Genomic DNA, 8149 nt, shown 5'->3' on the forward strand with positions numbered 1-8149 from the left:
GCGGCAGAAACCAAGAAAGCCAAAAGAAGGACGGCAAACAAAAGGACAAAAAGGCGATAGGGACGAAATTCTCAAAGGAACTGGCCGTAAAAATACGAAAAAAATATCCGACGTATACGCTGGCCAAATTTATAGAGCTCGCCCTAACGACGCCGATACCGCATATAAAAGACGATGTGCTGATAACAATTTATGATCAGGCCAAATGGTTCAACACCAGCATGAGCGAGTTTGTGCGGTTCAAAATGGGGCTTATCGAGGCGCCGCAGCCAAACGATCCAAAGGACGTGCAGCATATAAAAAATTATATCGTATTCGTAAGTGATTCCAAGAAAGAGAAAATAAGGCAGATCGCAGAGAGCCTAGAAGTAAGCATCCTGACGTATTCAGACGTTAAAATTTTAGCCACATACGAGCTAAAGGATATTTTTACCTTTGACGAACTGATGCAGTTTAAAGCCGAAGCGAACAACTACGACTTAGATACGGACGAATACATCGCTATGAGAATAAGAGGATAGCGCAGAACCCGGCAATTTATTTGTACCGGGAATGCGTTGCTTTAAGATAATTTTAAGTCCATAGAAGCCCTGTAAGCGACGATGAGGATCAAAGCGATAGGGTTATGCACCCAAAGCGACAAGAGGCGCAGTTTTAAGCCCCTATTCTTTCCGTTTTTTCATTCAAAATAAATTTGAACGAGTAGCCGACCACCGCTTTTTTATTGCCGTCAGCTATTCTTTTCTCAAAAAGAAGTTTTTTGAAATAGCTTTCATTTAATTCGTTTATAGACGGATTAATTACAAAGCGATCCAAATCGGAAGCGTTATATTTGGCCGGCGCGCTCATAAATCTTTCAAAGTCGTCTCTATTAAAATTTACACACTTAAAGCCGTCTTTATCGGCTTTTACGTTTTCGTATTGATGCAGGAGTCGATATAAAGTCTTGGCAAATTTGCCCTTAATCGCAACAAAGTTGTTTAAATCTATTTTCATAAATTTAAGGGTACTGAATAAAATCTCAAGAGCAACCGGGTTTAATCTAAAACTTAATGATTGCTTATTTCTAAAAATTCGAATATCCGTAAAAAATACGCCTACGGTAGTTATTTCATCATCTTCGGTAATTTCGACGCTCCTATAGATGGCAGCGCCGTCTTGCCCTAGAACTTTGGCTCTAAAATTCTTTACTTCATCGTTAAATCTGGTTTTATTCAGGCCGGACGGCATAAATCTACAAATTTCAGAGTAAGGCATTTCAATAAATTTGGCATTTTCAACATAGCCCATCTGCTTTGCATACCAGCAGATCGTAAAGAAAATATCATAATCCCTAGCCGTGAAATTAACCGGGAACAACACAGAGTTCATTTTGTTTCGAAAGACAAGCGTGCCGCTCTTTTCGGCTTTAACAACTCTACTGGCTTTTAACACGAAATCACCTTCCTCAAAATAGAAAGAAATTTCACTCATGTCTATACCTCGCAGTTTAAAGATTTAACTGCTATAATAGAGTAAATTTAATGTGTTGCGACTTAAAATTTATAAAATTTACGCCGAGTGGGAAAGCGAAATTTTAGAGTTTTGCGGGGATGAAATTTTAAAGTAGTGGCAGATGGGAAGGGATTCGAACCCTCGAAAGCTTGCACTTTACACGCGTTCCAGGCGTGCTCCTTCAACCGCTCGGACACCCATCTAAATTAAAAGTCGCGATTATAGCGAAAATCTAAAATTTTGCCAAATTCCGTTTTGGCGCGCAATCCGTTTTGCCTTTAAATTTAAAACGCGGCGCTTAGAATTTTACCGCAGCGTTTGAAATTTTATCGCGCTGCTTGTAATTTTGCCGTGCCGCTTAGAAATTCTACCGCGCGCCTAAAATTCTACCGCGCCACTAAGCCAAGCCGCTTTGCGCTTCCTAGCCGAGCGACGATTTCACCTCGCTGCGGCTATTTTAAAATTTAGATTATCTTTGAAATTTGGATTTGCCGCCCGCCGCGGGGCTAAATTTAAAAAGCGCAAGTAGATTTTACTTTCATATAGTCCGCTTGCGCCGTAAAATTTCGGCGGCGCTTTAAATTTACGGGTATTTTAAAATTTCGCGCCGCCAGTAAATTTAGAAAGCTAATTAAAAATCCTATCCTTCGGGAAGGCGGACATATCGGGCTGCACGTCCTGCTCGGCGCCGATAAGCGCCTTTATTTCGCTATCTTCTATGCTAAAGCCGCCGCCGAGCGCCTTGTATGCATTCACTGTCGCGTTTAGCACGTCAAGATCGGTCTGCACTTTGTTTAGCTGCGCGCTAAGTAGGTTTCGCTGCGAATCCAAAAACTCCAGATGATCGCTGTAGCCCGCCTGATACCTGCTTGAGGCGTTTGAATAAATTTTGCTCTGCGAAGCGACGAGATCGGCGAGGCTTGCTTGCCTCAATTTGGCGTTTTGTACGCCTACAAGCGCGTCGCGAACGTCGCCGAAAGCGGTTTTAAGCGCTTTGTCGTATGCGATGAAGCTCGCGTTTTGCTCTAAATTCGCAAGCTCTACACGCCTTTTTTGGCGGCCGAAGTCAAGTAGCGGCCCTGCGAGCGAGCCGCCGATACTCCACGTGCTCGCGTTTGCGGTAAATAGCCTGTCAAACTCTCCGCTTGCATATCCCGCCGAGCCCGTAAGCGAGAAGGTAGGGAAGTAGCCCGCCTTGGCGACGCCCACTAAGAAGTTGCTTGCGCGCAGATTTTCGAGCGAGCTTGCGACGTCCGGGCGGTGCAGGATCACGTCGCTTGGGATTCCGCTTGGGATCTGCGGCGCGCTAGGCATTTTCGTGGCGGTCTGCGGTGTGCCGCGTAAAATTTCATCGTAGCTCTTGCCCGTTAGGATATTTAGCGAGGTTTGAGCTGCGGAGAGCTGATTTTGCACGCTTATGAGGCTCGCCTCGGCGCTTTGCACCGCAGCTTTGGCTTGATAAAATACGATCTCGCTAACCGCGCCCGCATCGAGCTGCTTTTTGCGGTAGTTTTGCGTATTTTGATAGCTTTTTAGGCTGTCTTTTAAAATTTGTTCCTGCTGCTTTAACGCTAGTAGCGTAAAATAGGTCGTCGCAACCGTGCTTGTGATCGTATTTTTGGCGGTTTCGTAGTCGTATTTCGTCGCATTAAATTTCGATCGCGCCGAATCCACGCTGTTGCGCACGCGCCCCCAAAAATCGATCTCGTAGCTTAGCACGGCGCCGATCTGATACGAGCCATGGGAGTTGCGATCAGGCTGGTTGCCGAAATTATTTTGACGCACCGCGCTGCCGCTTAAATTTACATTCGGCAGGTACTCAAGCTTGTTTAGTCCCAAATTTACGCGCGCATACTCGACGTTATTCAGCGCGGTTTGCAGGTCGGAATTTTGCTCCAGCGCGCTTTGGATCAGGGCGTTTAGCTGCGGATCGTTAAAGCTTTTCCACCACTGCGTGCTAACGTTCGTGCTCGCGTAATCCGCCTTAAAGCCGGTCTGTTTTTGCGGCGTGACGGGCTTGAAGTTGCAGCCGCAAAGTAAAATTCCAAGCGTCAAGGCGCTTAAAAGAGCGTTATTTATTTTCATCGTTCACCTCGTTAGTTTGGACTTTTTTGCCGCGTCTATCAAGCCAAGCGTTGAAGCTTTCGAGCAGGTAGAAAAACAGTGGCACGAAAAAGATCGCGATTGTAGATGCCGCGAGCATTCCGCCTACGACGCCGGTTCCCAGCGCGTGGCGGCTAGCAGCGCCTGCGCCGGTAGCGATAACCATCGGAAGCACGCCGAGGCCGAACGCAAAGCTCGTCATCACGATAGGGCGAAACCTCATCTTGGCGGCCTCGACGGCAGCTTCCGCGATCGGGCGGTGGTTGTTTAGGTGCTCGTTCATCGCAAATTCTACGATCAAAATCGCGTTTTTCGCCGCCAGACCGATTAGAAGCAAAAGTCCTATCTGAAAATATATGTCGTTATTCAGCCCGCGGAAATATGTAAACACGAGCGCGCCGAATACCGAAAACGGCACGGCGGTAAGTACGGCAAGCGGCATGAGCCACCTTTCGTATTGAGCCGCCAGGATTAAAAACACGAAGATCATTCCAAATACGAATGCTTGCGCGCCCTTGCCGGTCTCGCTAACCTCCTGATACGCAGAGCCCGACCAGCCGATCGAGTATCCGCTAAGAAGCTCCTCTTTTATAACCTCTTGGATCGCTGCAATCGCCTGGCCCGAGGTATAACCCGTATTTGGCTCGCCCATAATCTGCGCTGCTGGGAAGGCGTTAAATCTATTAACGGAATCAGGACCAAGCGAGCGCTCAAGTCTCACTAAAGAATTTAACGGTATCAGATCGCCACTAGCGCTGCGGACGTAGAGCGATTTTAGATCGTTAGGATCGTCTCTGTAGTCTTGTGTAGCGCGGATATAGACCTTAAACGTGCGACCCATAAGGTTAAAGTCGTTGATGTAATACTGCCCGATGGTAGAATTTAGCACGGTAAAAATGTCGGCTATCTTAACGCCTAGCATCTTTACCTTCTCTTTATCGACGTAGAGCTTATACTGCGGGAAATCGGTATCCAGCGTCGTTCGCACGAGTTTTAAAGCGGGATGTTGGTTAGCTTTGGCGGTTACGCGATCCATATCGGCGCGAATTTCATCGTAGCTCTTGCCCGTCGTGCTTTGCGCGTAGAGCTCAAATCCGCCCGTAAGCGAAAGCCCCATAATAGGAGGCGGCGTAACGACGTAAGTCATCGAGTTGCGATCCGCGCCGTAGAGCTGCCCGTTTAGCGCGGCAGCTATGGCGAAGTTGGAATTTTCATCGCCGGGGCGCTCCTTCCAGTCTTTTAGCTTCATAAAAAAAGCTCCCGCATTTTCTCTAAGCGCTCCGGCTAGCATATCGTATCCCGTGATTTGGGTTATATCTTTTACGTTTGGATACTTTTTAGCGATACTTGCGATGAAATCCTGATCGGCTTCCGTCCTAGGTAGAGTAGATGCCGACGGAAGCGTAGTCATCGCCATAATCGAGCCTTTGTCCTCGTTAGGCACCAGGCCGCTAGGAGTGAGCACAAGAAGCTTCACCATTGCATAGATGATGATGCCTACAAAAACGAGGCTGATTAGCACATGGCGCAAAACCATGCCGACGCCTGCGGCGTAAATTTTAGTTGAGATGCTAAAAAGATTATTAAACCATCTTATAAAGAAAAAAGGCTCAGATTCCTTTTTTTGCAATATTAGGGCGCAAAGTGCGGGCGTTAGGGTAAGGGCTACGAAGCCTGAAAAACATACCGAGGCTACGAGCGTTAAAGCAAATTGCCTCTGCATAACCCCGGTAAAACCCTCCATAAACGCAACCGGCACGAAAACCGCCGAAAGCACTAGCACGATGGAGATTACGGGCGCTACGATCTCGCCCATCGCTTTTGTGGTGGCCTCTTTGACGCTAAGATCCGGCTCCTCGTGCAAAATTCTCTCTACGTTTTCGATTACTATGATCGCATCGTCCACGACGATACCGATAGCTAAAATAAGCGCAAAAAGGGTAATTAAATTTATAGAAAATCCGAAGGCATAAATTCCGATAAACGCGCCGCAGATCGATACGGGCGCAGCAAGCGTCGGAATGATCGTCGCTCTAAGATTGCCTAAGAACATATACATAACGATGATGACGAGGATTAACGCTTCAATGAAAGTATGAATGACCTCTTCGATCGAGACCTTTACGAAGCTAGTCGTATCGTAGGCGACGTCGTAGGTCAGCTCGCCGGGAAAATTAGGCTTAAGCTCGTCTATGCGCTTATTTACCGCTTCAACTACGGCTAGAGCGTTGGCACCGCTTTGCATAAAGATAAGCACAGGCACCATCTCTTTGCCGTTAAATTTTGCCGAGATATTGTAGCTTGCGCCGCCTAGTTTGACCTCGGCGACATCTTTTACGCGCAAGAAATTCCCATCTTTTTGCGCGCGTATGATGATATTTTCAAACTCTTCGACGGTTTTTAAACGACCCTCAGGCTTGATCGCATATACGTAGGGATTGCCTAAGTTCATTGGCTGCTCGCCCATCTTGCCCGCGGCGTATTGACTGTTTTGCTCGCTTATTGCGGCGATTATCTCGGCGGTCGTAACGTTAAATTTCTTAAGTAGCTCAGGCTTAACCCAGATCCTCATAGCATAGTCTTTCGTACCCAGCGCTTGAGCGTCTCCGACGCCCGGCACGCGCTTTAGCTCATCTACGACGTTGATAGCTACGTAGTTTTGCATCTCTACGACGTCCATCTGTTCGCTAGGATCGTAAAACGCAAGCACTTCCAGCATCGTACTGCTACGCTCGGTAACGGTTACGCCATAGCGGCGCACTTCGTCGGGAAGTAGCGTAAGAGCTGGCGTGACGCGGTTGTTTACATTGACTTTCGCATCTGCTGGATTTGTGCCGATTTGAAAATATACGTTGATACTAACGTCGCCGGAGGAGCTTGCTGAGCTTTCCATATAGATCATATTTTCAACGCCGTTAATCGCGTTTTCAAGAGGGGCTGCGACGACGTCGGCAATCGTCTGTGCATCCGCGCCGCTATATGTAGCGCTAACGACGATTTGCGGCGGCGTGAGTTGCGGATACTCCTCGACGGAGGAATTTTTAAGAGCCAAAACGCCCGCGATTACGATGATTATCGAAACGACGCAGGCAAAAACGGGGCGGTTGATGAAAAATTTAGAAAACATTATTTCCCGCTTTCCGCATTGCTCTGAGACGGTTGCTCGTTAGGCTGCCCCGCTACGTAAGGATCGGTGCTTGCGGGTACGGGAGTGACCTTGGAGCCCACGTTGATCTTTTTAAAATTATCCAAAATGATCTGATCGCCGTCTTGCAGTCCGCTTGAGATCGTCGCAGTGCGGGTATCTTGAGCTGCGATTTTGACCACCTTTTTAGCGACCTTGCCGTCTTGCACGACGTAGACTATGGTGTTGCTAAGATCTTGCTTGAGCGCAACTTGCGGAATTTTAAAGCCGTTTTTCTGATAAAAGCCCTCGACGCTTACTTTGGTAAAAATTCCCGGGCGAATTTCTAAGCTTGGATTTGGAATTTGAGCTTTAGCGCTGACTGACGCGGTGTTTGTATTGATAACGCTATCGATAAAGCTTAGCGTGCCGTTGTAGTCCTTGCCGCCGAGATTTATACTTACTTGGCGACCCAGTTGCTTCCACTGTCCGTTTCTTAAATTTGCATCAAGCTCCAGCCTATCGACGTCCGCGATGCCGAATTCCACGTCGATCGGATCAAATTTGCTAAGGCGCACCAGATCCTCGCCAATGTTTACGTATGCGCCTACGTCTTTTTGCGTATCGCCCGCCATGCCGTCAAAAGGCGCGGTTACAAGCGAGTGGTCAAGATCGATCTTTGCGCTTTTAAAATTTGCTTCGGCTACCATAAACGCGGCTTTTGCGGTGTCGAAATCCTTTTGAGAGATCGTGTTGCTAGCTTTTAGCGCCTTGGCTCTTTTGTAGTCCGCCGAGGCGTTTTGCAGATTAGCGTTTGCGCTGTCAAACGCCGCTTGGTAGCGCGAGCGGTCGATCTCGTAAAGCACGTCGCCCTTTTTGACGCTGTGGCCAGGTTCAAAAAGCTGCTTTTCGATGGTACCCGAAACCTGCGGCTTTAGCATTATCTCAAGCTCGCTTACGGTCTGTCCGTTAAATTTCAAAATTATCGGCACGTCGGCGGATTTGGCGATAAATACGCCAACCGGCAGCGCGGGGGTCTCGCCGCCTTGCTTCGCGCCGCTTTCCTCCTTTTTTTCGAAATAGGAGCAGCCCGAAACTAAAAACGCTGCGAAAATCAAACTGGCGACTTTTTTCATGTAATTTCCTCTAATTGGGTTAAAATTTTGTATTTGTAATAGTTATTACGAATAAATTATAAATTATAATAAAAACTATATAAATAAAACTTAAATTTAGCCCGTAAAATAATATATCTGGGGAATTATAGCGGAATTTCGATATAATCGCGCTAAAATTTTAAAGGCTTTTTATGAGAAAAATTCTTACTATCGCGGGTTCGGATAGCGGCGGCGGTAACGGAGCATTGACGAGATCTTGCCTTTCGTCGTTTCGGTTATTTCGTTTTTCGTTTGTTTCGAATAGAATGGC

At 47.2% G+C, this 8149-nt stretch carries 5 protein-coding genes and 1 tRNA gene; 1 reads left to right on the top strand and 5 read right to left on the bottom strand.

All coding sequences use genetic code 11. The annotated features are described in order from the left end of the window. A partial coding sequence (locus tag Q0277_RS04210) for a hypothetical protein (RefSeq protein WP_297995913.1) occupies positions 1 to 521 on the top strand: 521 nt, incomplete at its 5' end. Positions 522 to 654: 133 nt separating this feature from the next. On the opposite strand, the gene Q0277_RS04215 is transcribed toward Q0277_RS04210, so the two are convergent. From Q0277_RS04215 to Q0277_RS04235, 5 genes are all read right to left on the bottom strand, one after another. Next, the gene (locus Q0277_RS04215) at positions 655 to 1473 is read right to left on the bottom strand and encodes a replication initiation protein (protein WP_297995915.1); all 819 of its coding nucleotides are present in this window, start codon (positions 1471 to 1473) and stop codon (positions 655 to 657) included. 136 nt (positions 1474 to 1609) lie between these two features. Further along, positions 1610 to 1697, bottom strand: a tRNA-Ser gene (locus tag Q0277_RS04220). 424 nt (positions 1698 to 2121) lie between these two features. Next, entirely contained in the window at positions 2122 to 3579 is a 1458-nt protein-coding gene (locus Q0277_RS04225; RefSeq protein WP_297995916.1) for a TolC family protein, read from the bottom strand. Next, a complete protein-coding gene (locus Q0277_RS04230) occupies positions 3566 to 6724 on the bottom strand; it encodes a multidrug efflux RND transporter permease subunit (protein WP_297995918.1) in 3159 nt (1052 codons plus the stop codon). The genes Q0277_RS04225 and Q0277_RS04230 overlap by 14 nt, the downstream gene beginning before the upstream one ends. Further along, complete coding sequence (locus Q0277_RS04235) at positions 6724 to 7857, bottom strand: efflux RND transporter periplasmic adaptor subunit (protein WP_297995920.1); 1134 nt, start codon at positions 7855 to 7857, stop codon at positions 6724 to 6726. The genes Q0277_RS04230 and Q0277_RS04235 overlap by 1 nt, the downstream gene beginning before the upstream one ends. Positions 7858 to 8149 lie beyond the last annotated feature (292 nt).

Source organism: uncultured Campylobacter sp. (assembly GCF_938030815.1).
Taxonomy (GTDB): domain Bacteria; phylum Campylobacterota; class Campylobacteria; order Campylobacterales; family Campylobacteraceae; genus Campylobacter_B.

Coding starts and splice junctions, on each gene's coding strand:
- Q0277_RS04230 (WP_297995918.1), bottom strand. CDS start 6,724: ATGTTTTCTAAATTTTTCATCAACCGCCCCGTTTTTGCCTGCGTCGTT.
- Q0277_RS04225 (WP_297995916.1), bottom strand. CDS start 3,579: ATGAAAATAAATAACGCTCTTTTAAGCGCCTTGACGCTTGGAATTTTA.
- Q0277_RS04235 (WP_297995920.1), bottom strand. CDS start 7,857: ATGAAAAAAGTCGCCAGTTTGATTTTCGCAGCGTTTTTAGTTTCGGGC.
- Q0277_RS04215 (WP_297995915.1), bottom strand. CDS start 1,473: ATGAGTGAAATTTCTTTCTATTTTGAGGAAGGTGATTTCGTGTTAAAA.